The organism is Marinomonas sp. G8-14, from assembly GCF_055808935.1.
In genome coordinates this window covers 3,130,665-3,155,297 of the sequence record NZ_CM147891.1, presented here as the reverse complement: position 1 = coordinate 3,155,297, position 24,633 = coordinate 3,130,665, and the positions used below count along the sequence as shown (strand labels likewise).

The window sequence follows — 24,633 nt, the reverse complement described above, 5'->3', positions numbered from 1 at the left end:
AAAGAATCAAGGACACAGATAGCATGACTCTGGTATAGCTTAAAAAAATACGTGGGTATTCATTTTTCACTTTGTCTATTAATAGAAAAGATAGCCCATTCTTTCGTACGCTAATATAGGCTAAATTGTTCCCCCAATTGACCATTTATCAATAACAATAAAGCAGACAATAAGAGTCTCAGTAGTATGCGTATTTTAGTCGTGGAAGATGATCGTATTTTAGGCGAAGCCATCAGCCAAAGAATCAGTCGTATGGGGCATGGTCTTGATCTTGCCCAAACAGGGCTACAAGCTAATCAAATGTTGGCTTTGCAAGAATACGATTTGATGCTCTTGGATCTTAATTTACCCGATATGACGGGCAGTCACATTTTACATACGTTGCGTAAAAAACATTCGAATACCCCCGTGATTGTCCTAACGGCGAGAAATGAAATAAAAGACCGCATAGCTTTATTGGACTTAGGCGCAGACGACTATATGACCAAGCCGGTGGATTTTGGTGAGTTAGAAGCCCGTTGCCGTGCTTTGTTACGCCGCAGCCAAGGGCAAGCGCAAAACAACATAGAATACGGTAATGTTTGTTTAGACTTACAAGCTTGCACTGTCACCGTTGCCGGTCAGCTTATCGAGTTAAAGCAACGAGAGTTTCGTTTGTTAGAGGTGTTTATTAGTCATACTGGAAGAGTGTTAAGTAAAGAAGTGCTGATTGAGCATATTTACAGTTTTAATGAAAACCCGAATCCAAGTGTGATTGAGATTTATGTGGCGCGTTTGCGCAAATCTTTGCAAGACAGTGATATCTCTATCCGGACTATTCGTGGTTTAGGGTATTTGCTGGAAAAGCATCATGGCTAAAGCGACTGCATCGATTCGTCGGCAATTGATCCTGATGGTGGCGACGGTATTGATCGTCATTAACGCGGTAGCTCTTTGGAGTGCGCATATTTATGCCAATCGAACAGCAAAAGAATCCTATGATCGGTTGTTATATGGTTCGGCTTTGCAGATGGCTGAAAATATTACGATTTTGGACTCGCAGGTTTTTATTGATTTGCCCGTTTCTGCGTTTGAGACCTTGGCTTTGTCTACCGCTGATCGTGCGTTTTATGCCATCTTGGATGGGCAATATCAGGTGTTAACAGGCTATAAAGATCTTCCTGATATTCCGTTTACCCAACTTCTGCAGCAGTCCAGAGAAAAAGAAAAATTTCTTCCGATTTATTATGAAGCCATATATCGCGGTGAAAGGGTGCGCTTTGTTGCCTTGGGAAAACGTTTGTTAGAAGCAGACAGCGTGAACGATGTGTTTATTATTGTTGGGCAAACATTGGACGCTCGCCGTGCAAGCGCCACAGAAATCAGCCAAATGGCACTGCAATTTGTGACTTTGTTTTTCTTTATCACCTTGCTCTTATTGTTTTTTGTCATCTGGCGAGTATTGCAACCATTACAAGCAATTAAGCAAGCCATTACAGAGCGTTCGCCTCAAGAGCTATCGCCATTAGAAACCAATGTGCCCAGTGAAATTGCGCCTTTGTTAAAAAGTATTAATTACTTTATGGCGCAATTAGACAACACACTTAGTCGTTTAAAGCGTTTTACGGCGGAAGCCGCGCATCAAATACGAACCCCTTTGGCGGGTTTAAATTCACAGGCGCAAAACGCTATAGATGAAACGGATGAGGTGTTACGTCAAAAGCAACTACAGCATATTTTAGAAAGTAGTAACGTGTTGGCTGATACGGTAAACCAGTTACTAAGTCGAGCGACGCTGACACATCGTTATCAAAGTCACCCCTTTAGTCCTGTATCTCTGGATCATGTGATTAAAGAAACATGCCGTGAGCTGGTGGTTTGGGCGTTAGAGCGACAAGTTGAAATTGAATATGTGGGGGATATTCAAGTCACGATCAATGGTGATGAATTTGCCCTTAAACAAATGCTGCAAAATATTATTGAGAATGCCATTAAATACAGCCCTAAGGGTGGCACTGTTGAAGTCGCGTTGATGCTCACCAACGAACTGTCTGAAGCGTCCATCCTGTTGCAGATTCGTGATCAAGGTGTGGGGGTGCCGGATCAGGACAAAGAACATATTTTCGAGTATTTTTATCGCAGTCCCGATAACTTTGCTTCAGGTTCTGGGATTGGTTTATCAATTGCTAAGGAAGTCGCAGAGCACCATGACGCCAGGTTCCATTTAAAAGATAACCAGCCAACCGGATTGATTGTGGAAGTTATTTTCCCGCAACGAAAAGGACTTTCTTATGAGCACTAGGGGATGGTTGAGTGGCGTGTTGGCGGTACTTTTGTGGTTGGTGAACAGCCTAGTGTTTGCGGATGGAACACCACAAAGCTCGCATGTTATTTTTCCCAGTGCGAACTCCCATACCAAACCGCAAGGCGCTGTCTTGTCGGTGTATGGTGCGTTGAATCGTCAGGCCATTACGCCTTTATTCAAAGCGTATCAAAATAAATATCCAGATGTGTCTATTCACTATACTGAAGCCAATACACGTTATCTTTACGAGCAGTTTCTTTCTCAGCCAACGTCACGGCCAGATGTCATGCTGAGTCCAGCGATGGATTTGCAATTCAAATTGGCCAATGATGGTTATGCGCTGGCCTATGAATCGCCATCGCTTGAAGGCTTGCCGCAGGATTCTCATTGGCGTCATGAATTGTTTAGTTTTACCTATGAACCTATTGTAACAGCGATTAATACCGATATTTTAGCCGCCGAGACGATGCCGCAAAGTCGTGAACAATTATTGAATTTGATTCGTAATAAAAATCATCTCCTAGACGATAAAATTGGTTTATTTGATATTCAGCGGTCGGGTCTAGGGTATCTGGCGTGGGCTTATGATGGGCAGCAATCTCGTAGTTATGGACGTCTATTAGAGGCGTTTGGAACGCACCAAGCTCGGCTTTATACGGATACCTCTGCGATGCTCAATGCTTTGTTGAAAGGTCAAATTTTTATTGCCTACAATCTTGTTGGCGCCTACTCCTATCAATGGAGTCAACAATATCCGTGGATCAAAACCCTCATGCCAACAGATTATACGACGATCATTAGGCGCACGGCATTTATCTCTCGTGACGCCCAACAGCCGATATTGGCGAAGCGTTTTATCGATCTTCTATTATCCCCAGAAGGGCAGCATATCTTGGCAAATCAGTCCGGTATTACGCCAATCAGTACTCGGGTAAACGGCCCATACAGTCGTGATGAGCTGAGTAAGTTACCACATGGCATTTTCCGGCCGATTCCCCTTGGCCTAGAGTTACTAATTCAAACAGACGATGCCAAACAGAAGCTCATTTATCGTGAGTGGGACAATGCTATGCTGTCTGCACCCATGCCGTAAGCAAATATTTATTTAATGGCTTATTCAAGGCCCGTGAAAGGTTCATGAAAGGTTTCCTCGCTAGAGTGTTCTACGAACTTTAAAAAAATAGTAATAAAACAAAAATAAAGTGGAGAATACTATGTTTAAAAAACTGCTTATAGCGAGTGCTCTATGCGCAACCCTAGTTAACAACCCTGTGCAAGCGTCAGAGCGTGTGTCTATTGGAACGGGCGGCACTGGAGGTTTGTTTTATGTGATTGGTGCGGGTATTTCTGAAACGCTCAATAAACATATGGAAAATACCACGGCACGAGCTGAAGTCACTGGAGCGTCTGTTGAGAACAATCACCGTGTTGCAGCAGGTCAGATGACACTAGGTCTTTCCTCTTCTTCTACCCTATTTGAAGCTAAAAATGGTGAAGGCCCATTTAAAGTAAGCGGTCCATTGGATGTTGCTGGTATTGCTTATTTGTATCCGGCGGTACTGCAAGTTGCGACGATTTCCGGGACAGGTGTCGAGTCTTTTGAGCAGCTAAAAGGCAAACGGGTTAGCATGGGGCCTCCAGGCAGTAATGCTGCTGTCTTGGCCACGCGTTTGTTACAAGAATATGGTGTTTTTGATGAGGTTACGCCTCGTTTTCTCTCTTACACCGAAGGCGTAAAAGCCTTGGTAAATGGTCAAGTGGACGCAGCGGTTGTTTTAGCCGGAGCGCCAACGTCATCTTTGATTGACCTGGATTCACAGACCGATATGAAGCTTTTGTCTGCGAATGTTGAACAACTAGATAGTTTGATTCAGAAATATCCTTTCTATCAGGCCTACTCTTTGCCAGCTGGTGTTTACCCTGATCAGACCTCACAAGTGATGATGATTAATGATCCTGCGATCTTGTTTACTAGTGGTAAAGAAGATCAGAGCAAGATTTATAACATCACCAAAACTATTTTTTCTCATCTAGATGAACTTAGTCAGATTCATCCACAAGCAAAGGCTATTTCGTTAGAAACAGCGAAACGAACGCCAGTTGCATTGCACCCTGGTGCGAAAAAATATTATGACGAAGTAAGCGGTAAATAGGAGCGTCACTATGTTGAACTCAGGTTCCAGCAATGGCTTTCAAAGCTTGCTCCTTGAATCAAAATTTGCGGGTGGCAAGGAACGTCTAGCAGTCTCTTTATTGTTTAGTGTGATCGCCGCTGGAATCGCCGGTCTTGTACTTTACGGCGCGTATTATGGTGGCATTACCGCGTTGCTATTGAGATCGTCGTTTTTCTCTTTAGTCGCAGCGGCTGCCATGCTGTTTTATGCGCTGAGATATAAAAGTGTCGCGGGTCGTGGCGCGTTTTATCTATTGACTCTATTGGCGTTAATTCCGGGACCTTATTTGTGGCATAACTACATTGATATTGTCATGCGTGGCGCCATGTCGGTTGGTCAAGACCGCTGGATCTTTATGGCGCTCATTGCGGTGGTGTTTGTTTTTGTTCGTATTGCAGTAGGTCGGGCACTCATTATTTTAATGACGCTGGCATTTTTGTACGCGTATTTTGGTGATGCGATACCAGGAAAGTATGGACACAGTGGTTATGATCTTAGCCGTTTGACGTCTACTTTAATGCTTTCTACAGAAGGCGTTTTTGGTGTACCAATGGGGGTGGCGGTTGAGTATATTTTTCTCTTCGGTTTGTTTGGTGCGATTTTAACCAAAATTGGTACGGGCGAAGTGTTTGTTGACATTGCGCGGGGCGTAACGGGGCGTGTTCAAGGGGGACCTGGATTATCAGCGGCTTTATCTAGTGCTTTACTGGGGCTCTCTTAATGGCAGTGCTGTCGCCAACGTAGTGACCACAGGAACCTTTACTATCCCGCTAATGAAGCGTGTTGGTTACAGCGCAAAATTGGCTGGAGCGATTGAAGCGGCAGCGTCTTCCGCCGGGCAAATTATGCCGCCAGTTATGGGGGCTGCCGCCTTTTTAATGGCGGAAATGATCGGTATTCCTTATGCGGAAGTCGCGTTAGCCGCTTTGGTACCAGCGCTTCTTTATATTTTTGCTTTGATGATTGCTGTGCGTCTTGAGGCTGGACGCCTTAACTTAGCAAGAGATACGGGGGCTGGTTTACAGCTGTTGCTGACCACTCTAAAAACAAAAAGTTATCTTTTGCTTCCGCTGGTGGTGTTGATTGGTTTGATGGTCTCAGGTAAATCGCCGACACAAGCGGCTGTGATGGGAATTTTAGCGGGGTTAGCGGTTTGTCCTTGGAAGAAAGAAACACGTATTAATATGTTTGACCTTATTTCTGCCTGTAAGGAAACCTTAACTTCGACTTTACCTATTGTTGCGGCAGTGGCGGCGGCGGGTGTAATCATTGGGGTATTAAATCTCACTGGCATGGGTTTGATGTTGTCTGGTTTGATCATTGAATTGGGCGATGGCAACTTATGGGCGGTGTTATTACTGACTGCTCTGGCGTCTTTTGTTCTAGGGATGGGCTTGCCGACCTCCGCTGCGTACCTCTTGTTGGCGGTATTAGTGGCGCCTGCGATGACACAACTTGGTATGGAAGCGTTATCGGCGCATATGTTTATCTTCTACTTTGGATTGGTGTCTGCTATCACGCCCCCTGTTGCTTTGGCCGCTTATGCTGCCGCGACGATTTCTGGTGCTGATGCAAATGAAACCGCGGTGGAGTCTATGCGCTTGGGCTTTGTTAAACTGCTCGTGCCATTTTTGTTTGTCACCATGCCGGGGGTTTTGTTGATTGGCACAATGTCCAGTGTGGTTGCCGCGATTACTTTTGCGACCTTGGCGACAGCGTCCATGAGCATTGGCTTTTCTGGTTGGTTACGTGAGCATTTATCCTGGCTGACTCGTTTATTGTATGTGGTTGCAGCCGTGTTAATCGCTTGGCCTGCAGCAGCAACGGACACGTCTATCGCTGTATTGGGCGCTCGCGTTATCGGTATTGTACTGTTTGCTGGATTGCTGTTCAAAGCAAGCATTCAAACAAAGCCCAATACCATGAAAGCTGAAGTTTAATGGCTTAGAAAACGAAACAACGGATACTAAAAAGCGCATATTCCTATAACTGAAATATGCGCTTTTTTATGATTTCTTAGTCACTATGGCTTGTTAAGGCAACCCCGTCATCAGCAGTTTAATGCCGTAAGACATGGTTAATATAGCAATGAAGCCGATGCCATAGAGGAGCAAAAACCATTGCCACGATTTAAGCTTGGCGGTCTTTTCTTTTAGGCTTTTTAGTGACATTAGTAACCCTCCTGATAATCTTCCACCTTGCCAGCAAAGACGCGATAACCCCATAAAGTATAGGCGCAGATCAATGGCACGAAGATGCATATACCGGGTAGCAAGAAGAGCAAGCTGCTGTCTGGCGATGCTGCTTCCATAAAGGTGAGTTGCCTTGGTATGAGGTACGGGAATAAACCGACCACAAGACCAGCAAAGCCCAATAAGAATAGCGTTGCAGCATACCAAAATGGTCGACCTTCATGATGAACGACGTCATTCGAATGCCTGTTTAAATCTCGCCATGCCAAAACCGCGACCACCAAGGTGATAATAGGTAAGGGCGATAACCACAGGAAATTCAAACCAGAAAACCAACGCTGACGAATGTCTATCTGGGTTGCCACGGTCCACAAACTCACTATTACCATGGCTAAAATAGTGATCAGTAAGAGTTGTTTACCTAATTTCGCCGCGTGTTCTTGAATACGTCCGCGACTCTTCATAAACAAATAACAAGCGGCTAACAGCGCATAACCCGCCATGACAGAAAAGCCTGTTAGGATAGAAAAGGGCGTTAGCCAATGCAGACTAGATAAACTGTCGACACCGGCAGGTACGCCTTGAACGATGGAGCCTAGCAGCATGCCTTGGCAAAATGCTGCGATAGCAGAACCCGCGCTAAAGGCGAAATCCCAATAAGGTCGAGACGTATCGGACTTAAACCGATATTCGAACGCCACACCGCGAAAGATTAAAGCAAACAGCATCAGCATGATGGGCAGATAAAAGGTTGAGGTAATGCCTGCATAAGCGGCAGGAAACGCCGCAAACAACACCACACCACCAAAGACTAACCAGGTTTCGTTGCCATCCCAAACATGTGAAATAGAACGCATTAAATGGTCGCGCTCGCCCTCTTGGTTGAACCAAGGGTAGAGAATGCCAATCCCGAGGTCGAAGCCATCAAGTAACACGTACATAAAGATGGCAAAGCCTAAGACAAGGAAGTAGAAAAGCGCCAAATCCATCATTTATCTCCTTGTTCTATTGTTGGTTGATCTTTTGTTTTCAGATCTGTCGATTGTTGTTCTTTCGATGTTAGCGACTTCACCCAAGCCAATGCGTAGCCCGGCGCTTTCATACCAATAAGCTGCTGCTCTAAGGCTTCCATTGATGGCGGCCCCTTCTTAATCAGCTTGCCCATGAAGTAGAGATAAACACCAATTAGTAAGCTGTAAATGATCACAAACATGGTCAAGGTAAACAGCACGCGTTCTGCAGGCAGTGGCGACACAATTTCGGACGTTCTTACCAAGTTATAGACAATCCAAGGTTGACGACCAATTTCGACTACATACCAACCTGCTAGTACCGCAATGACACCCATAGGTGTAAATAGTGTCACGAGAGACAAGAATGCTTTGTTTTCATATAAGCGACCTTTACGACGTAACAAGAGAGCAAGCGCCGCAATACCCATCATGCCAAAACCAATGCCAACCATGACACGGAAAGACCAAAATACTAACGGTACATTGGGTCTGTCTTCAGGCGGTACCGCCTTTAGACCTTGCACTGCGCCATCCCACGAGTGAGTTAGGATCAGGCTGCCGAGGTTGGGGATGCCGAGTCTCATAATCGTTCGATTCCGTTTTCATATTGGGCATGGCAAACAGCAGCAGTGGCACGTTTTCTTCTTGTGCTGGCCAAATCCCTTCCATGGCCGCCAATTTGATTGGCTGATGTTCTTTTACGTTCAAACCGTGCATATCGCCGATCCATGCTTGTAGTGGAGTGAGTACCAAGGCGAACCACATGCACATGGATAAGCCTTTTTTCGCGAACGGAATGTGTTTCTTTTTCAATAAGTAGTAGGCACAGATGCCGGCTACAACAAAAGTGGCGGTAATTAATGACGCAACTAACATGTGTGTGAGGCGATAGGGCATGGATGGATTGAAAATCACTGCCATCCAGCTTTCCACTTCAAACTTGCCATCGACGATTTTGTGCCCTGTGGGAGTTTGCATCCAAGAGTTGGCGACGATGATCCAAAAGGCGGAAATCCACGTCCCTACCATGACGACGATGGTTGAGAAAAAGTGCAGCTTCCGACCAACACGTTGCCAGCCAAACAACATGACACCAAGAAAGCCAGCTTCCATGAAAAAAGCCGTTAGTACTTCATACGCCATCAATGGCCCAAGTACTGCCCCGGTCATTTCTGAGAACTTGGAAAAGTTGGTACCAAACTCGTAGGACAAGACGATACCGGACACCACCCCCATACCGAAGGTAATGGCGAAGGGTTTGATCCAAAATTTTGCCAACTGTAAGTAATAAGGGTTGTGTGTTTTAAGCCACAGACCTTCCCAAATGGCAATCAGCGTCGCCAAACCAATGGTAATGCTGGGGAAAATGATATGAAAGCTCACCGTAAAGGCAAACTGTATGCGAGATAAGATGGCGACGTCGAGGTCCATAATGGCTCCCTTAGCAATAAATAAGCGTTAGGTAGTTAAACGTTGTTTTTAACGCTTAGCGTGCGTATTTGTTGTACAGCCAAAGGCAGTATTGCTAATCCTACAATGCTAAAAAGCGCAATGATTTCGGTCATTAAAAAGCCAGTGTTCATGGTGTTGGTCCTGTTAGTTGATAAATATTTGATGTAAATCAAAGGTTGCCTTAGTCATAGCAAAGGACAGGCCAACTATTAGTGATATTTATGCTTTTGATTTTAAAGGGAATTTTTATTTCTTTGCTTGCTGTGTCAAAAAGGTTTACGATTTTTCCATTTACAGATGTAAACGAGGTTTACGATTTTGACGCTTTCCTTGATGTTTGAAGTCGCCATGCTGGTGAACAGTGTATGTGGTGTATTGGTCGCCGTTTGGCTATTGTGGCGCGCACGAAAGCAAAGTGACCTACAAGCGTTGGCTGGCTTTGCCATCATGATGGCTATTTGGTGTTTTGGGCATGTGGTTTTATTTCAAGGCTATGAGCAAATTGGTATTCATATCATTCTTGCTAATCCATTAATGCCGACTTTTTTCTTACATTTTGCCATCCGTTTTGTCAATTCAGGCCCGGCTAAAGAGCCTATGTTAGAACGCCTATATCAGGTCGTGCCTTGGTTCTATCTTACCAGCTTCGCGGTCGTGTTACAGAGCTGGTGGATTGGTGCGGGCGATGCGATTAGCACCTTAGAGACACGTTCATTTTTCATTTTTACTGAAGCTGGGGCCTGGAACCTCGCCTACACCGTGTTGATTGGTATCTTGGCTCATGGTGTGCTGTTGTTTGGTTGGTATCGGCATTCTGGTAACAAGAAACGCTCCATTCTAGCCATGTTCGGCGTTGGCGCTTGGGGGTTATTGTTAGCGACCAGTTTTGTGTTTCCTTCCTTTGGCATTAGCTGGTTTCCGTATCCCATGCTCTTGCTGCCAACCTATTTGCTGTTGTTGGTTTATGCGGTGGTGCGCTATCAAATTTTGTCAGTCAATGCCTTTGCCAATCGTGCCTTGCTTTGGGTGGCCATGATGTTGGTGATTCTCTGTGTGATCGCAGTAATCAGCGTGGTATCTGGACGCCTTGGTTTGCAGGCGTTAGCCAATGTGCCAAGTTGGCAGTTGTGGCTGTATTCCTTGTTGATCTTGGTTGTCGCTGCGGTCATTTATCAGCCGTTGAGTCGTTTGGTATCGCGGCTTATTTATCCTGGCGCCTCCTTGAATGAAGCGATATTGGATACCTGGTCAACACAATTAAAAGACGCCCAAGACTGGTCGCAATTGATCGCCATTGGTGAGCGTTTACTTTCTCTGCAGATAAGACGCAGTGTGGCGATTCAATTGCAACGTTCTGCTTACCCAATGAAAAAGCAAGACGATGTTTTAGCAATACGAGTGTCTCGATCCGAGTCGGATTGGCACTTTGTTTTGATCGGTTGGGAGGATGCCAGCCCTGGGATGCGTTTGACAGCGGAGGTGTTTGCCTCTTTATTTTCGACTAGCTGTGGCTTGCTTGAGCGGTTGTTGGCCTTAGCGGTGGCGGAACGAAAACGCATGGATGAGCAGCATTTGGTTGAGCTGGGCAGTTTGTCGGCGGCCATGGCCCACGAGTTACGCAATCCTCTGAACATTATTTCCATGGCAGCCTATGACGCGCCAGCTGAAACGCGTCAACATATTCAGACTCAGCTAAAACGCGCGGATCGTTTGGTGAGCGATATGTTGGTGTATTCCGGTGGCTTGACGTTGCAAGTTGTCGCCACGCCTTTACGTTCTTTAATAGCGAGTATTCTGGCGCAAGCTCAGCTAGAAGGTGTGGCGTTTGAACTTGATATCGATGAAGCGATTGAGTTGGATGCTGACCCGCAACGACTTCAACAGGTGTTTATTAATCTCATCGATAATGCCGTGTCTTTTTTGCGCAATATGCCAGAGGGCAAATTATTGATTGAAGCCAAAGAAGAAGATCAACAGATTGTCATCCAAGTGCATAATAACGGGCCAGCCATCGACCCAAGCCTGCAAGGTGAAGTTTTATTTCAGCCATTTGTGACTAAGCGAGCGGGTGGCAGTGGTCTTGGGTTAGCGATTGTGCGTCGTATTGTTGATGCCCATGGCGGGAAGATTAGACACCGTTCTGATTCGGCTTGGCCTGTGACCTTCGAGCTTATTTTACCTCGCCACTTTTCTGGCGTTGCGATTTTAAACAGAGAATTCCATGACTCAAAATAAAATATTACTGGTCGACGATGAACCTGCATTTCGTGAATTGGCGAGCCGTTGGTTGGCGAAGCAAGATTACCAGGTCAAAACCGCGGGTAGTTTAGACGACGCCCGAGGTGCATTGGCGTTGTTTGATGCGGATTTGGTGCTATTAGACTTGTCTATGCCGCCGCATTTTGATCCGCAAGTGACCTTGGATGCGATGGACGATTTTGCGGGTCGTCCGGTGATTATTATTACTGGCCACGCGGATCGGGATTTGGCCCTAAAAGCCATTGAACTTGGCGCATGGGATTTTATTGCTAAGCCCATTGATCCAGATATGTTGGCGGTGGTGGTGCGCCGAGCCATCACCAAAACCACCTTAGAGCGAGAATTAACTCAGCTAAAGCAAGTTAGTCATTCTTCCCAAGGTGCGTCTGCGTATATTGGTCATTCGATGAGTTCACAAAAGGTCAGGGCGTTGGTGGAGCGAATCGCACCGACGGATGTGCGTGTTTTGGTCACGGGGCCATCGGGTACGGGTAAAGAAGTCATTTCGCGCACCTTGCACGACTTGAGTCATCGCGCAGCCAAGCCGTTTGTTTCTGTGCATTGCGGCGCGATTCCTGCGGATTTATTAGAAAGCGAACTGTTCGGTTACGTGAAAGGCGCGTTTACTGGGGCGGAAAAAGACAAAATTGGCCTATTGAGTTTGGCCGATGGCGGCACCTTGTTCTTGGATGAGATCGGCGAAATGCCGTTGGCGATGCAGGTGAAACTGCTGCGAGTGCTGCAAGAGGGCACCTTCTTCCCTGTCGGTGGCCGAGAACAGAAATACATCGACATCCGTGTGATTTCCGCAACCAACGCCGACTTACTTGAAAAAGTCCGAGAAGGTAGCTTCCGAGAGGACCTGTATTACCGAATCAAAGGCGTCAATATTGAAACCCAAGCGCTGGCGGAGCGTCTAGAAGACGTTCCCGTATTGCTACAGTCATTTCTGCAGCGTTTGCAAAGTCAGCAAACCAAGCAATTACAGCTCAGTCCTGAAGCCGTGCAATGGTTCCGAGATCAATCATGGCCGGGCAATGTTCGAGAGTTGAAGAACGCCCTAGAAAGCGTCGCGTCTATTTGCCCGCAAGGTCGAATCACCATGGAAGATATCCAGCTGTTATATCCAAGTGGTGAGTCTGTTCGTCAAACCATGGCAAGCTTACCAACGAGCGACGCCTCATTAGATGAACAAGTCCGCGACCTTGAGATTCGACTGATTAACCAAGCCTTAGAAAAAAGCCAAGGCAACCGCACCCAAGCCGCCAAACAACTGGGTATTTCACGACAAGGGCTGATTAAGAAAATAGAGCGATATGGGTTGTAGAACGAGCTTAATCGTTTTACATAGATTCTTTGATTAAGGTCAGTATTTTTTAATCATTTTGTTACTTTCAGTGTGAAAATTGTTTTGTTTTTGTCATTAACTGCGGTGTAGTATCTGACGATAACTCTACAATAAAAAACATAATAAGGATGTTATTATGAAGTGGCAAAGTCTATCCGTTAGAAGTCGCATGTTCTCTGTTCTTGCAGTGTTGCTGGTTGCCAGTACGGTGGTCTCAGTAAGTACTCAAGCACTTTCCACGCTAGATACAGAGTTAGAACAGTTAAAAAAAGAAGTATTACCCACCCATCTAAGTAATCTAGCCTCACAAATTAGTACTGAAATTACGCCGTTAATTACTGCCTCTCATCTCATGACAAACGACAATTTTGTTGAAGACTGGGTTCGCAAAGGCGCAGCAGATAATCAGATTTCTTTTATAGAAGCTAAGCTGAAATCCGTGAAAGACATCGCGGGCAGTGACTCGACATTTTATGTTTTAAATGGCCCAAATGGTTTGGAATATTTTGGCTATGAGAAAAACTTTTTAGAACGCTGTTGCCAGATTATCCTTACAAAGAGTTTTATCCGAATTTTTTGGCCACAGGCCATGATTATGAGTTGAATTTACAGTATGAAAATCAAATGCTGTTTATCAATTATCGTAGTAATGCTGTGGATCCAAATACCAATAAACCCTATTCAGTAGCAGGGCTTGGAATTAAAGCGGACAAGCTGATTAATATGGTTCAGAAGCTCAAGGTAGGTCCGCAGGGACGCGCTATGTTGGTAACAAGCAATGGTGTGATCCAAGCAAAAGGTGATTCTTCCTTTATGGATAGGATCGAGAAAAGTCATATTTCTAGTTTGTTGAACAATAAAATCGACCTAGTTATTGATGATGTGATGATTAACGAACAGGTTTATTATCTGGGGTCATTATGGGTACCAGTATTAGACAGGTTTATTATGCTCGTGGTGCCGAAACAGCAGATCATGGCACCGATTTATAAACAGCTCCAGAAGGCGTTTCTCTACTCTGTTGTCTTTATTTTGATTTCATTGCTCATTCTTCATTTTGTGATTGGTTCTTTGACTCGTCCTATTGTGGCGATTGGTAAGGACGTTCGTTATGTGTCTGATAATTTAGATCTTAATTATCAGATCAAGAGTTCTGATAAAGCGGAAATCGGTGCTTTGGCTGGCGCAGTTAACTCCTTGCTGCGGACTTTAAAGGGCTCATTAATGGCGGTGAACGATGCTGTTAAAACGACAGATGGTGCAATTGAAGGTTTGAACCAGCAAGTTGATGAGCTTTCTAAAGCGTCGGAAGCAGAGAAACAGTCTATAGGACAAATTGCTTCTGCGACTCAGGATATTACTGAGCAGAGCGCTCAGGTCAAAGATTTGGCAACAAGAGCGGGAGAGTTGTCTGATCAAAGTAATGCGGAGCTTCAGCAGGCTAACAAAGAAGTTCAGAGTAGCTTGGTGTTTTTGCAAGCTTTAGAAGTCGATATGATGCAAAGTAAAACCAGCCTGACTGAGCTGAATGAAAATATAGAAAAGATTGTTTCCGTGTTGAACGTTATTAGTTCTATTTCTGAGCAGACTAATTTGCTTGCTCTAAATGCGGCCATAGAAGCGGCTCGTGCTGGCGAACATGGTCGAGGATTCGCTGTTGTGTCGGATGAAGTTCGCATGCTGTCTCAGCGCACGAGCGAATCGACCAATGAGATACAGAGTATTATTTCACAGTTGCGAGCCGCATCGACGCAGGTTACCTCACAGATGGACGTGGCGTGTGAAAAAAGCATTCAGACGCTTGGCAGTCAACAGCTGGTCTCCGAAAAAGTTATGGCCCTTGATGCTTTCTTGCAGCAATTGTTTGATATGAATGAACAGGTGGCAGAGCGGGCCGGCATTCAAAATGCGTCGGTTGCAGACATTAATCAGCATTTATCCATGTTGGCCGCGCAAAGTGAACAGACAGTCGAACTATTTCATCAAAGCCGAGCGGCAACCAATGCCATTGGCGAAGAGATGAGACACCTAAAAGACAAAGTCGAGCTGTTCAAAGTGACTTGATGCAAGCATATAATTTAAACCGAGCCTAGTTAATCAGGTTTGGTTTAAATTTACTTATGCGTGGCGCTCGCTTTGGTTTTTAAGTGACTCGGTTAGGTGAGTGAGAAAATACCTCACGATAGTGGGTAATTTTCTTCTCGACATAATTTGCACTTGAAGGCTGCGCTGAGCTAACGCTGGTTCGCGCATTGGCCGTATAACTAGACCATCTCGCTTTGCTCGTCTCGCAACGGTTAGTTCCCCACAGAGAGCAATGGCATTTTCGCTTTCGCTCGCAAAGGTATAAATAGAACCCGCAGAGTCGCTAGACAAGGCTGGAATGATTTGTACTCCTTCAATATGACAAGCTATATCAAATAAGTAACTGAGTGTTGTTCCTGATCCGGATGTAGCAATAGGGTATTCGGTTAAATCCCTTACGCTAATGTCTTGCTGGCTGGCTAGCGGGTGATTTTTGGATAATAAGGCGACGATCGGAGAAGGCACTTGCAGCGACACTTCAACGCCTTGCTCAGGTTGCAAATTGAAGGTAAACGCAGCATCTACTCGGCCTTCTCTAACCAGTTGAGTTGCTCTGCTTGAGTCGACAACTTGTAGTGAAAAGCGAGCACTTGGGTATTCCAAGCGGAATTTTGCGATGACATGCGGGAGAAAGTCCCAAGCCATGCCTTCTGGACAAGCCAGTGCGATAGACTGCTGCTGGATATTGCTAATTCCCCTCATTTCCGACATCACGTTTTTAAATTCCAACGTATTACGCAACGAATAGGTATATAGCACTTCACCAGCTGGTGTGAGCGTCATGCCACGCGCTTTACGTTCAAACAATGTTAGCTGAAGTTTTTCTTCTAACTGAGTTATTTGTCGGCTGATTGCCGAAACCGCGACGTGGAGTTCTTCCGAAGCCGCAGACAAGGAACCCGTTTTTGCAACAGCGTGAAAGTACTTTAACGAGATGTCATTCATAAGATTTCTATTTTATAGAAGGTTTTGTTGTGTAATTGATAATTGTTGTAAAGCTTATTACATCTTAAGCTAAATGCCATAATAAATTCGTGCATTTTGGAGAGATTATGTCCCAAGCAACCAGCCAAAATGGTCGACAAGCCGCGTTACAACAGGCTATTGCGACCATTGAAAATGGTCAGTTTATCGCAACATTAACGCGTCGTGTGGCGTTTGCTAGTGAAAGTCAAAACCCAAGTGCCAGTGCTGAATTAATGACGTATTTAACCGATGAAATTCAGCCAACGTTAGTGAAATTGGGGTTTGAGTGTGAGATCTTCGCGAATCCAATAGAGTCTTGCCCGCCGCTATTAATTGCTAAACGCATGGAGGGTGAATCTTTACCGACACTATTAACTTATGGTCATGGTGATGTCACTAATGGGCAGGCGGAATTATGGCAAGAAGGTACTCATCCTTGGAAATTGTCTCAGATTGGCGAGAAAATTTACGGACGTGGTACGGCAGATAATAAAGGTCAGCACACGATTAACCTGCTCGCACTGGAGTCGGTATTAAATGCTCGTGAAGGTAAGTTGGGTTACAACATTAAAATCCTATTTGAGATGAGTGAAGAAGTTGGCTCTAAAGGATTAGAACTGTTTTGTCGTGAGCAAAAAGAAGCGCTAAAAGCCGACTTGTTTTTAGCGTCTGATGGTCCTAGGTTAAATGCTCAGACACCGACTATTTTTTTAGGTTCTCGTGGCGTTTGCCAATTTCGACTACGGTGTGAAACTGGCAATGGTGCACGTCATTCAGGTAATTGGGGGGCGTTATTACCAATCCGGTGACACGCTTACAGCACGCTCTTTCTAGTATGATGACAGCGAATGGTCGAATAATTGCTGAGTGCTTACGTGCGCCTTTACCAAGTGGTTTGGCGGCTGAAATGATGCGTGAATTAACGGTGGGTGGCTATGCTGGTGATCCGATGTTGAATGACCAATGGGGTGAGAAAGAGCTTACTGCAGGTGAGAGATTGTTTGGTTGTAATACTCTCGAAGTAATCGCTCTTGGTGCTGGAGATATCCAAAAGCCTATTGGTGCGATTCCTGACGTCGCTGAGGCGGTATGTCACTTGCGTATTGTACCGGGAACCGACTGGCAGAATTTGGTTGCTAACCTATCAGACTTTTTAGATGAGAAAGGGCTAGGGGATGTTAAGGTGATTTTTGAAGGTGGTTACAATGCGACGCGCTTAGATCCGGCTCATCCTTGGGTTGGCTTTGTTAAGCGTTCTATGGAAACCTCGTTAGACCAAACGGTGACTGTTTTGCCTAACTTAGGTGGTACTATTCCAAATCATTGTTTCGCAGATGTATTAGAATTACCAACTGTGTGGATGCCTCATTCTTATCCATCTTGTAAACAGCATGCGCCTGATGAGCATCTTCTAGAAAGTGTTGTTGAGCAAGGGCTTTTAGCGGTTACTGGATTATTTTGGGATTTAGGCGAACATTGGCCTGAGTAATTGAGAGGCTTTTAGTGTCTGAAACGGTGGCTCAAAGAGGCCACCGTTTTTCTTTGTATTGGTTATGATGACCTGATTTTTGCGAATAAACTGTATGATAGATTTTCTTTTGTATTTAGTATTAGGGGCCTGCTCTGGGCTATTGGCAGGGCTGTTTGGCATAGGTGGCGGCTTGATCATTGTACCTGTGTTGGTATTCAGTTTTACCTTGCAAGGCATATCGGCTGAAGTGTTGACGCATCTGGCAGTAGGAACGTCACTCAGTGCTATTTTCTTTACCTCGATTAACTCGGTGATAGCGCACCATAAAAAAGGCGCAGTAGCGTGGCAAATGGTTATCTGGCTTGGTGCTGGGATTTTATTTGGTAGTGCGTTGGGAGGGGTGACTGCGTCGTATATTCCGGGTGAGAATCTTCAGCAAATTATTGGTGTGTTTTGCTTACTGATGTCATTACAAATGGCGGCGAATTGGCGTCCTAAAGACCAAGGCTCTGGCTTAACTAAATCGGTGATGTCTATGGCTGGCGTAGTTATTGGTTGGGTGTCGGCAATTTTTGGCATTGGTGGTGGTTCTGTAATGGTGCCATTTTTATCTTGGAAAGGGGTTGATATTAAGAAGGCGGTAGCAACTTCTGCGGCATGCGGTTTACCCATTGCTTTCTCGGGAGCTATTTCCTTTGTGGTTATTGGTTGGAATCATTTAGAGTTGCCACCTAACAGTATCGGCTTTGTGTATTTACCTGCGTTAGTAGGTATTGCCTTGATGAGTATGTTTTCTGCTCGTGTTGGTGCTCAACTAGCACACCATTTGAATCCTATAATGTTAAGACGACTATTTGCTTTACTGCTGTTTGTGGTAGGAGTGAATTTCTTAGTTTGATGTCATCGATGAAAATTTAAAATAAAAAAACGCTGCGTAAGGCAGCGTTTTTTTTATGGTCAGATAAGAACTTCTATTTAGTTGATTTTGAAGTGTCTACGGATGCCAAGTAAGGCGAGCAAACTGATTAAGCTAGTCAGCAATAGGTAATAACTTGGCGCCAATTGATCTCCCGTGGCACTGATAGTCCAGACGAGTAAGAATGGAGTAAAGCTCCCAAACACTGTTGTACTGATGTTGTAACTCAGAGCCATCCCTGTTGCACGAACACGAGTAGGGAACATCTCAGACATCAGAGCGGGCAAGCCACCAAAGTACATGGATTTCAAGACACTTAACCAAAATAGAACACTGGCAAGCATGATTAATGTTGGGTGGTGAGACAAAACGAAGAACGCAGGCCAAACCGTAATAAAGAACAGCACACCAGCAAAAATCATTAAACGAGTCCGGCCAATACGGTCTGACAAAATCCCAACAAACGGTGTTAACAACATTAGCACCGTGTAGCTGATTAGAGTGCCACCGTAACCAATGGAGTTACTTAAGCCTAGATATTTTGTGGCATAAGTCGGCATGAAAATAATCGAATAGGTTACAGATGTAGACAGTATCATGGCGCCGATATTGAATAGGATGCCGAGTTTGTTATTCGCAAACAATTCTATTAATGGCACTTTCTCTTCTTTTGAAGCGGTAAATTCACCCGTTTCTTCAATGTGTCGGCGGATGTATAAACCCACAGGACCAATCAATAAACCAAAGATGAAAGGAATGCGCCAGCCCCAGTTTTCTAACTGATCCGTGGTTAATGTGGTTGTTAGTAACAACCCAAATCCTGCTCCTAACAAACCACTTAATCCTTGGCTTGCAAACATGAAGCTAGAGATAAAGCCTTTACGTTCAGGGTAATGTTCAACCAGCATCGCTGTGGCGCTACCAAATTCCCCGCCAGCCGAAAAACCTTGCAATAATCGAGCGAGTAAAATCCCTAATGGTGCCAATAAGCCAATAGTTTCGTAGGTTGGCATTGCAGCAATTAGAAAAGTTCCTGCCATCATTAGCCAAATGGTTAATAGCATTGCTGCTTTTCGCCCTATTTTGTCTGCGTAGTTACCAATCACAATCGCACCAATAGGGCGAATGAGATATGACATCGCGAATGTGAAGAGCGCGAGCATGAGTGACAGTGTTTCGTTATCGGTAGGAAAGAACAATTTTGAAATAGTGCGGGCAAAGAAGGCATAGACGATTAAGTCAAACCATTCCAATGCGTTGCCAATAGAGGAGGCAATAATGAGTTTAAGTAATTTTTTATCTGTTGATTTTTTTGCAGAGGCTGTCGCGCGCTCCATCTTATAAGTGTCCGACATTTAATGTGGCTCCGTTGTATTTTTATCTTGCTAGTAACTCTCCGATCGATACTAGGGAAGGATGAGTTTTTGCACAATTATTCATTTATTAAAACTTCTTTGCTTTTTTTAGAAAGCTTAGGGTGTCCATTTTAGGGCACAGATGGAGAGTTAGTGTTTTTTAAGAAAGTAGTGGCGAAGTCATGTTTTGTGCTGGTATTGGGGTCTTAGAAGAAAAAAACCAATGTTTTGGCGGTACAATCAAGCGCGATACATTATCGAACTTGATTGGTTTTGGGTTGTTCACTTTCGCCTACGGTACAAGAAATGATCCCATCCTGAACTCTTACTGAAATAGCATCACCTTTTTCAACGTCCTTAATGGAGCGAATCACTTGCTTGTCTTTGGAGGCAATGGCGTAGCCTCTAGCCAAGGTATTCAGTGGGCTGACGAGGTTTAACTTGTCGATGATACGAGCAAAGGCGGTTTGCTTGTTGGTCAAGGTGTTATTGAGCGCACGAACAAGGCGAGCGTCGATGTCTTTGAGCTTTTGTCTGTTCTGATCGATACGGCGCGTAGGGCTATTTTTCTCCAAACGGTGAGCTAAATGAGCGGTTTTCGTTTGTTGCTCTACTATTTTACGTTGCATGCTCTGCTGCAAACGACGTTTCAGCTGTTCTAGTTGATTTTGTTGTTGCTCGATTCGCTCTTTTGGGTGGCGAATACGTTTGGTCATGAAGTCGAGTTGTTGTTGGCATTGCTCAAGGATGTGAGACATGCGCCGAGCCAATTGCTTCTCTTGTTGCTCTATTTGACGAATTAATTGATGGCGATCAGGGCTTAATAATTCCGCTGCCGCCGTTGGTGTGGCGGCACGGACGTCGGCGACAAAATCCGCAATGGTGAAGTCTGTCTCATGGCCCACAGCCGACACAATCGGCGTGTTGGCGGCAAAGATAGCGCGCGCTAAGGCTTCGTCATTGAAGCTCCATAAATCTTCTAATGAACCGCCACCGCGACCGAGAATAATAGCATCAAAGTGGCCGCTGCCATCGGCACGTTGTAGCTGTTTCAGGATGTTTCTGGCAGCCTCTTGGCCTTGTACCAAAGAGGGTAGAATGGTGAGTTCGGTTAAGGGAAAACGTCGACGAAAGGCGATGATCATATCGCGCACAGCGGCACCGACTGGTGAGGTGATAATGGCGACACGCTCTGGTTTGGTGGGGAGTGGCTTTTTGTGCTCAGGTGCAAACAGGCCTTCGGCTTGTAAACTGTTCTTTAGACGCTCAAACGCTTGTTGAAGTGCGCCTTCGCCAGCAGACTCCATGCCTTCAACACTGAGCTGACAGTCACCTCGTGGGCCATAAAACGTGACGCGCGCGCGTAAGCGAACCATGTCGCCATCTTTGGGCTTGAAGCGTACCGCGGCATTTTTGCCTTTGAACATGGCGCAGCGAATTTGCGCTTTGTCATCCTTGAGGGAAAAGTACCAATGACCCGAGCTTGGTTTGGCGAGATTGGAAATTTCTCCTTCTACAAGAATCCACGGTAAGCTTGCTTCAAGTAACTGTTGTATCTGTCTATTTAGCTGTGAGACGGTAAAAGCTGTTTCTTGTGAAGCCGAAGTTGTAAAATTTTTCATCAATCTCTCGTGGTTTTGATTTACCGAGTGCAACTATTGGAGTAGAATTACTTGCCATCTTAACACCCTTGTTGGCATTGGAAACTCCCCATTATGTTACGAATCGTGCAAGAAGCTTTAACGTTTGACGACGTATTGCTTATCCCTGGCTATTCCGAAGTTCTTCCTAAGGATGTTAGCCTTAAAACGAAAATCACTAAAGACATTGAGCTGAATATTCCGCTTATTTCTTCGGCGATGGATACCGTTACTGAACATCGCATGGCGATTGCTCTGGCTCAAGAAGGTGGCATAGGCATTGTGCACAAAAACTTGACCATTGAAGAGCAAGCTCGTGAAGTGCGTCGTGTGAAAAAATTCGAAAGCGGTATCGTCCGTGATCTTGTTACCATCAATCCAGAAGCCAGCGTTAAAGAGCTAATGGAATTGACAGCAGCGAATAGCATCTCAAGTGTACCTGTTGTTCAAGGTTCAGACTTGGTTGGTATCGTAACGAGTCGTGATGTGCGCTTTGTCAAAGATTACGACAAAAAAGTCGCTGACATTATGACACCAAAAGATCGCCTTGTTACTGCGCTGGAAGGGGCATCTTCTGGTTCTATCCGCAAATTGTTGCATGAAAATCGCATTGAGAAAGTGTTGATTGTGAACGAGCAGTTTGAATTGCGTGGTATGGTAACGGTAACGGATTTCAATAAAGCCACCACCTTCCCGAACGCTTGTAAAGATGACCAAGGTCGTTTGCGTGTTGGTGCCGCGGTTGGTACGGGTGCGGATACCGCGGATCGCGTGAAAGCCCTGTCTGATGCAGGCGTTGACATCATCGTTGTCGATACAGCGCACGGTCATTCTAAAGGCGTGATCGATCGTGTTCGTTGGGTAAAAGAAAACTTCCCTCATATTCAAGTGATCGGTGGCAACATTGCGACAGCCGAAGCGGCAATCGCCCTTGCTGACGCTGGTGCGGATGGCGTGAAAGTCGGTATCGGTCCAGGCTCTATCTGTACCACTCGTATTGTTACAGGTGTGGGCGTGCCACAAATCAGCGCCGTGGCGAATGTCGCTGAAGTAATGAATCCTCGTGGTATTCCAGTGATCGCCGATGGCGGTGTGCGTTTTTCTGGCGACATTAGTAAAGCCATTGCAGCAGGCGCCAGTGTTATTATGGTTGGCGGTATTCTTGCTGGTACGGACGAGGCTCCAGGTGAGGTTGTTTTGTTCCAAGGTCGTTCTTTTAAGGCGTACCGTGGTATGGGGCTCGCTTGGTGCGATGTCTCAATCTCAGGGTTCAAGCGATCGCTATTTCCAAGATTCAAGCAGCGTTGAGAAGCTTGTACCGGAAGGGATTGAAGGTCGTGTGCCTTCCAAAGGACCAATGGCTGCGGTTGTTCATCAATTGATGGGCGGTGTTCGCTCTTCAATGGGCTACACTGGCTCACCAGATATTGAGACAATGCGTACTAAAGCGCAGTTCTCAAAAATTACAGGCGCAGGTATTCGTGAAAGTCATGTTCATGATGTAACGATTACAAAAGAAGCGCCAAATTATCACGTGGGTTAATCGCGAGATAATTTGACACTGAGATGGGGCGTACAACACGCCCCATCTTTATTTATCGCTCCAATTACTTATTAATTACGTCTGTCGCAAAGCATTTGATTCTTTATTGGCAGAGTGAAAGGAATGGCTAACAATGTCGCAAGATATCCACGCTCATAAAATTCTTATTCTTGATTTCGGCTCTCAGTATACTCAGCTGATTGCGCGTCGTGTTCGCGAAATTGGTGTGTACTGTGAAGTTCGCGCTTTTGATATGGAAGATCAAGAAGTGATCGACTTCAACCCAAAAGGCATCATCCTTGCTGGTGGCCCTGAATCCGTGCCAGAGCCGAGACCGCCACGCGCACCGGAAGTGGTCTTTACAATGGGCGTGCCAGTTTTTGGTATCTGCTACGGCATGCAAACCATGGCTGAGCAGTTGGGCGGTAAAGTTCAAGGCTCTGACATTCGTGAATTCGGTTACGCACAAATTCGCAAGCACGAAGGCCCATCATTGTTCGACGACATCCAAGACCATGTGGCTAACAACGGCGTTGCCTTGCTAGACGTATGGATGAGCCACGGTGATAAAGTCATCAAAATGCCAGAAGAGTTCACTCTTATGGCGTCTACCGAAAGCTGCCCAATCGCTGCTATGGCGCACGAAGCGAAGAAATTCTACGGTGTGCAATTCCACCCAGAAGTAACCCATACGTTACAAGGTGGTCGTATCCTATCTCGTTTTGTTGTGGATATTTGTGGTTGTGACACCCTTTGGACACCTGCGAACATTGCTCAAGACGCCATTGAACGCATGCAAGAGCAAGTAGGCGACCGCAAAGTACTATTGGCGCTTTCTGGAGGGGTAGATTCCTCTGTGGTAGCGGCATTGCTTCACAAAGCCATTGGCGACCAACTGACTTGTGTATTCGTCGACAACGGCTTGCTACGCTTGAACGAAGGCGACCAAGTCATGAAAATGTTCGCCGACAACATGGGTGTCAAAGTCATCCGCGTTGACGCGGAAGACTTGTTCCTTGGTAAATTAGCGGGCGAAGCGGATCCCGAGAAAAAACGTAAAATCATCGGCAACACCTTCATCGACATCTTCGATACCGAAGCGGCGAAATTGACCGATGTGGACTTCCTAGCACAAGGGACGATTTACCCAGACGTGATTGAATCTGCAGCGTCTAAAACAGGTAAAGCGCACGTTATCAAATCTCACCACAACGTGGGTGGCTTGCCAGAAGACATGAAGTTCCAATTGGTAGAGCCACTTCGTGAATTGTTCAAAGACGAAGTGCGTAAGCTTGGTCTTGAACTTGGCTTGCCATACGACATGGTTTACCGTCACCCATTCCCAGGACCTGGTCTTGGTGTTCGTATCCTTGGCGAAGTGAAAAAAGAATACGCCGACATCCTTCGTCGCGCTGACGCTATCTTCATCGAAGAGCTGCGTAAATCCGGTTGGTACGAAAAAACCAGCCAAGCCTTCGCTGTCTTCCTACCGGTGAAATCTGTCGGCGTAGTGGGCGATGGTCGCCGTTACGAATACGTGGTTGCGCTACGTGCTGTAGAAACCATCGACTTCATGACCGCACGTTGGGCACACCTACCGTACGAACTGCTAGAAAAAGTGTCTGGTCGAATCATCAACGAGATCGAACACATTTCCCGCGTGACCTACGACGTGTCTTCTAAACCACCGGCTACCATCGAGTGGGAATAATTCAGTTAAGTAATATCTGACTGAATCAATAGAAACACCTAAAAACCCGCCTCGTCGAAGCGGGTTTTTTTATTGCCTGAAGAAAAGAAGAGTTGTGACAATGACCTAAAATTAAGAACTTGAAATGGGAGTGGCTGTCTTTTTCATCGCTTAAATTGAACTTGAATGCTAGTATGAAGTGTAATATTTAATTTGATTGAAAGGATGAAGATCGTCTGAAGTCA

At 45.5% G+C, this 24,633-nt stretch carries 21 protein-coding genes and 1 pseudogene; 15 read left to right on the top strand and 7 right to left on the bottom strand.

Annotation, left to right across the window (positions count from 1 at the left end):
• Nucleotides 1-186: 186 nt before the first annotated feature.
• The 6 genes from AC0L6V_RS16120 to AC0L6V_RS16095 all read left to right on the top strand — a co-directional run bounded on the left by AC0L6V_RS16120 (nt 187) and on the right by AC0L6V_RS16095 (nt 6,398).
• Nucleotides 187-858: a response regulator transcription factor gene (locus tag AC0L6V_RS16120; RefSeq protein ID WP_265218163.1), complete on the top strand. Its 672-nt coding sequence runs from the start codon at nt 187-189 to the stop codon at nt 856-858.
• On the top strand, nt 851-2,281 hold the full coding sequence (locus AC0L6V_RS16115) for a sensor histidine kinase (RefSeq protein ID WP_265218162.1): 1,431 nt from the start codon (nt 851-853) through the stop codon (nt 2,279-2,281). Before AC0L6V_RS16120 ends, AC0L6V_RS16115 begins: the two co-directional genes overlap by 8 nt.
• The gene (locus tag AC0L6V_RS16110) at nt 2,271-3,377 is read left to right on the top strand and encodes an ABC transporter substrate-binding protein (protein WP_265218161.1); all 1,107 of its coding nucleotides are present in this window, start codon (nt 2,271-2,273) and stop codon (nt 3,375-3,377) included. Before AC0L6V_RS16115 ends, AC0L6V_RS16110 begins: the two co-directional genes overlap by 11 nt.
• A gap of 121 nt (nt 3,378-3,498) precedes the next feature.
• Nucleotides 3,499-4,437 (top strand): TAXI family TRAP transporter solute-binding subunit, encoded by a 939-nt coding sequence (locus AC0L6V_RS16105; protein ID WP_409418784.1) that lies wholly within the window; start codon nt 3,499-3,501, stop codon nt 4,435-4,437.
• Between the two features lie 10 nt (nt 4,438-4,447).
• Complete coding sequence (locus AC0L6V_RS16100) at nt 4,448-5,179, top strand: TRAP transporter large permease subunit (protein WP_265218159.1); 732 nt, start codon at nt 4,448-4,450, stop codon at nt 5,177-5,179.
• The gene (locus AC0L6V_RS16095; protein ID WP_418138428.1) at nt 5,118-6,398 is read left to right on the top strand and encodes a TRAP transporter permease; all 1,281 of its coding nucleotides are present in this window, start codon (nt 5,118-5,120) and stop codon (nt 6,396-6,398) included. The genes AC0L6V_RS16100 and AC0L6V_RS16095 overlap by 62 nt, the downstream gene beginning before the upstream one ends.
• A 93-nt stretch (nt 6,399-6,491) precedes the next feature.
• Here the strand turns inward: AC0L6V_RS16095 and AC0L6V_RS16090 are convergent, their stop codons facing one another.
• The 4 genes from AC0L6V_RS16090 to AC0L6V_RS16075 are packed head-to-tail and all read right to left on the bottom strand — an operon-like array spanning nt 6,492 to nt 9,094.
• Nucleotides 6,492-6,629 carry a hypothetical protein gene (locus tag AC0L6V_RS16090; protein WP_162623562.1) on the bottom strand — a complete coding sequence of 46 codons (138 nt, stop codon included), beginning with the start codon at nt 6,627-6,629 and terminating at the stop codon, nt 6,492-6,494.
• Entirely contained in the window at nt 6,629-7,639 is a 1,011-nt protein-coding gene (gene cydB / locus AC0L6V_RS16085) for a cytochrome d ubiquinol oxidase subunit II (protein ID WP_409419866.1), read from the bottom strand. The genes AC0L6V_RS16090 and cydB overlap by 1 nt, the downstream gene beginning before the upstream one ends.
• Nucleotides 7,639-8,247, bottom strand: coding sequence for a cytochrome ubiquinol oxidase subunit I (locus AC0L6V_RS16080; RefSeq protein WP_265218155.1), 609 nt, complete (start codon nt 8,245-8,247; stop codon nt 7,639-7,641). Before AC0L6V_RS16080 ends, cydB begins: the two co-directional genes overlap by 1 nt.
• Complete coding sequence (locus AC0L6V_RS16075; RefSeq protein ID WP_418138427.1) at nt 8,159-9,094, bottom strand: cytochrome ubiquinol oxidase subunit I; 936 nt, start codon at nt 9,092-9,094, stop codon at nt 8,159-8,161. Before AC0L6V_RS16075 ends, AC0L6V_RS16080 begins: the two co-directional genes overlap by 89 nt.
• A 339-nt stretch (nt 9,095-9,433) precedes the next feature.
• On the opposite strand from AC0L6V_RS16075, the gene AC0L6V_RS16070 reads away from it, so the two are divergent.
• From AC0L6V_RS16070 to AC0L6V_RS16055, 4 genes are all read left to right on the top strand, one after another.
• Entirely contained in the window at nt 9,434-11,350 is a 1,917-nt protein-coding gene (locus AC0L6V_RS16070; RefSeq protein WP_265218153.1) for a sensor histidine kinase, read from the top strand.
• Nucleotides 11,337-12,701: a sigma-54-dependent transcriptional regulator gene (locus AC0L6V_RS16065; RefSeq protein ID WP_265218152.1), complete on the top strand. Its 1,365-nt coding sequence runs from the start codon at nt 11,337-11,339 to the stop codon at nt 12,699-12,701. Before AC0L6V_RS16070 ends, AC0L6V_RS16065 begins: the two co-directional genes overlap by 14 nt.
• Before the next feature lie 157 nt (nt 12,702-12,858).
• Entirely contained in the window at nt 12,859-13,326 is a 468-nt protein-coding gene (locus AC0L6V_RS16060; RefSeq protein WP_418138426.1) for a hypothetical protein, read from the top strand.
• Nucleotides 13,260-14,786 carry a methyl-accepting chemotaxis protein gene (locus tag AC0L6V_RS16055; protein WP_418138425.1) on the top strand — a complete coding sequence of 509 codons (1,527 nt, stop codon included), beginning with the start codon at nt 13,260-13,262 and terminating at the stop codon, nt 14,784-14,786. Before AC0L6V_RS16060 ends, AC0L6V_RS16055 begins: the two co-directional genes overlap by 67 nt.
• Before the next feature lie 54 nt (nt 14,787-14,840).
• Here the strand turns inward: AC0L6V_RS16055 and AC0L6V_RS16050 are convergent, their stop codons facing one another.
• Nucleotides 14,841-15,752, bottom strand: coding sequence for a LysR family transcriptional regulator (locus AC0L6V_RS16050; protein WP_265218150.1), 912 nt, complete (start codon nt 15,750-15,752; stop codon nt 14,841-14,843).
• Between the two features lie 107 nt (nt 15,753-15,859).
• On the opposite strand from AC0L6V_RS16050, the gene AC0L6V_RS16045 reads away from it, so the two are divergent.
• The 3 genes from AC0L6V_RS16045 (at nt 15,860) to AC0L6V_RS16035 (ending at nt 18,142) form a co-directional block, all read left to right on the top strand.
• The gene (locus AC0L6V_RS16045) at nt 15,860-16,582 is read left to right on the top strand and encodes a M20/M25/M40 family metallo-hydrolase (RefSeq protein WP_265218149.1); all 723 of its coding nucleotides are present in this window, start codon (nt 15,860-15,862) and stop codon (nt 16,580-16,582) included.
• On the top strand, nt 16,579-17,262 hold the full coding sequence (locus AC0L6V_RS16040) for a hypothetical protein (RefSeq protein WP_265218148.1): 684 nt from the start codon (nt 16,579-16,581) through the stop codon (nt 17,260-17,262). The genes AC0L6V_RS16045 and AC0L6V_RS16040 overlap by 4 nt, the downstream gene beginning before the upstream one ends.
• A gap of 94 nt (nt 17,263-17,356) precedes the next feature.
• Complete coding sequence (locus AC0L6V_RS16035; RefSeq protein ID WP_321160282.1) at nt 17,357-18,142, top strand: sulfite exporter TauE/SafE family protein; 786 nt, start codon at nt 17,357-17,359, stop codon at nt 18,140-18,142.
• A 77-nt stretch (nt 18,143-18,219) separates the two neighbouring features.
• Here AC0L6V_RS16035 and AC0L6V_RS16030 read toward each other — a convergent pair whose 3' ends face one another.
• Nucleotides 18,220-19,515, bottom strand: coding sequence for an MFS transporter (locus tag AC0L6V_RS16030; protein WP_265218147.1), 1,296 nt, complete (start codon nt 19,513-19,515; stop codon nt 18,220-18,222).
• Between the two features lie 254 nt (nt 19,516-19,769).
• Nucleotides 19,770-21,137: an exodeoxyribonuclease VII large subunit gene (xseA, locus tag AC0L6V_RS16025; RefSeq protein WP_265218146.1), complete on the bottom strand. Its 1,368-nt coding sequence runs from the start codon at nt 21,135-21,137 to the stop codon at nt 19,770-19,772.
• Nucleotides 21,138-21,230: 93 nt separating this feature from the next.
• Here xseA and guaB point away from each other — a divergent pair.
• Both guaB and guaA read left to right on the top strand, forming a co-directional pair.
• Nucleotides 21,231-22,698 (top strand): annotated as a pseudogene (guaB, locus tag AC0L6V_RS16020) (IMP dehydrogenase).
• A 133-nt stretch (nt 22,699-22,831) separates the two neighbouring features.
• Nucleotides 22,832-24,409: a glutamine-hydrolyzing GMP synthase gene (gene guaA / locus AC0L6V_RS16015; protein WP_418138424.1), complete on the top strand. Its 1,578-nt coding sequence runs from the start codon at nt 22,832-22,834 to the stop codon at nt 24,407-24,409.
• The last annotated feature ends 224 nt before the right edge of the window (nt 24,410-24,633 follow it).